The 1952-nt window shown below is 77.0% G+C and carries 2 protein-coding genes; both read left to right on the top strand.

All coding sequences use genetic code 11. The annotated features are described in order from the left end of the window. Positions 1–786, top strand: a 786-nt coding sequence (locus AC2CHG_RS31225; RefSeq protein ID WP_484526190.1) for a (Fe-S)-binding protein, incomplete at its 5' end; no start/stop codon positions are given. Between the two features lie 224 nt (positions 787–1010). Next, on the top strand, positions 1011–1952 hold a 942-nt coding region (locus AC2CHG_RS31220; RefSeq protein WP_484526189.1), incomplete at its 3' end, for an SDR family NAD(P)-dependent oxidoreductase.

The following is a 1952-nucleotide window of genomic DNA, read 5'->3' as shown; positions in this document are numbered from 1 at the left end:
GTGCTCGGCGCGGACCGGGTGCCGCGCTGGCAGCGGGACCTGCCGCGCGGCGGCACCCCGCGCCGCCCGCACCCGGCCGACGACCCGGACGCGGTGTTCGTGCCGTCCTGCCTGGGCACGCTGTTCGCCCCGGCGCAGGGCGGCACCGGCGTCGCCGCCGCGCTGCTCACGCTCGCCGACCGGGCCGGCGTACGCCTGCTCGTGCCGGACGGCGTCGGCGACCTGTGCTGCGGCACCCCCTGGTCCTCCAAGGGCCTCACCGACGGCTACCGGGCGGTGCGCGACCGCGTGCCGCCGGTGCTGCGCGCCGCGAGCCGCGACGGCGCGCTGCCGGTGGTCAGCGACGCCGCGTCCTGCACCGAGGGCTTCGAACGGCTGCTCGACGGCGCCGGGGACCTGCGGGTCGTCGACGCGGTCGCGTACACCGCCGGCACGCTGCTGCCCCGGCTGACGGTGCGCCGCCGGATCGGTTCGCTCGCGCTGCACCCGACCTGCTCGTCGGTCCGGCTCGGCCTGGACGACGCGCTGCTCACCGTGGCCCGCGCGGTCGCCGACGAGGTGGTGGTCCCGGAGGGCTGGCAGTGCTGCGGCTTCGCCGGCGACCGGGGACTGCTGCATCCGGAACTGACCGCGTCGGCCACCCGGGCCGAGGCCGCCGCCGTCGCGGCACGCCCCTTCGACGGGTACGCCTCGGTGAACCGCACCTGCGAGATCGGGCTGGCGCGGGCCACCGGGCAGCCGTACCGGCACCTGCTGGAGCTGCTGGCCGAGGCCACCTCCCCGTAGCGACGCCGGCGGAGGGCCGGGTTGCTCGTGTGATCAACACCAGCTCGGGGTGGTGGCGGGGTCGGGGCGGGTTGGATGGCACCACTTCCCCGTACCGGTGTTGACCTTGGACAGGCTGGGTGGCGCCGTGATCTGGGCGGGCGTACCGGGGTCTCGATTGCGGGCGGGGCGGGGGCGGCAGGGCTTACGGTGCGAGTGGGGGAGTCCACGGGAGGGGTGACGCGGTGGCGGCCGGGATGTTGTCGGGGCGGGTCGCTGTGGTCACCGGCGCGGCGCGGGGGATCGGCCGGGCCGCTGCGGTCGCGCTGGCCGAGGCGGGCGCGGACGTGGCCGGGACGGACATCGCGGGGCCGGTCAGCCCGATCCTGGATCTGCCGCCCGCCGGCCCGGAGGACCTGGCCGAGACCGGCCGGCGGGTGACGGCGGCCGGCGCCCGCTGGTCCGCGCACGTGGCCGACCAGCGCGACATCGGCGCGGTACGCGCTGTGGCCGAGGCGGTGGAACGCGAACACGGCGGCGTGGACGTGCTGTTCGCCAACGCCGGCATCCAGGCGTTCGCGCCGTTGCTGGAGATGACCGACCGGCATCGGCACGACCAGATCGACGTCAACCTCACGGGCGCGGCGAACGTGCTGCGGGTCTTCGCGCCGCTGCTGGTACGCCGCGGCGGCGGCCGGATCGTGGTCACGTCGTCCACCCAGGGGCAGCACGGCACCACGAACGGGTCCGCGTACTCGGCGTCGAAGTGGGGGCTGATCGGGCTGGTCAAGTCCGCCGCGCTGGAACTCGGGCCGCACGGCGTGACGGTGAACGCGGTCATCCCGGGGCTGGTCGACACCGCGCTGACCCGGCATCGGGACCGCTACGTGCAGGCGCTGGTCGAGGCGGGGAAGCCGGCCTCCGGTGACCTCGCCGAGGTGGAGCACGCCGCGATTCAGGCGCTGCGGTCGAAGACGCCGCTGGGCGTGCCGTGGGCGGAACCGGAGGACGTCGCGCCACTCGTCGTGTTTCCTCGCCTCCGACGCCGCGCGGATGGTCAGCGGCACGTCGTTCGCCGCGACGGCGGGCGACAGCGCCCACGTGACCGCCTGACCTCGCCGGGCTGCCGCCGCCGGCGCGCCCGCCCCCCGGGGCCCGGGCGGGGGGGCGGGGGGGGGGGCGGCGGC

Source organism: Micromonospora sp. ATLC20, from assembly GCF_057196585.1.
Note: the sequence above shows the minus strand (reverse complement) of the source record. Positions and strands in the feature narration are given on the sequence as shown.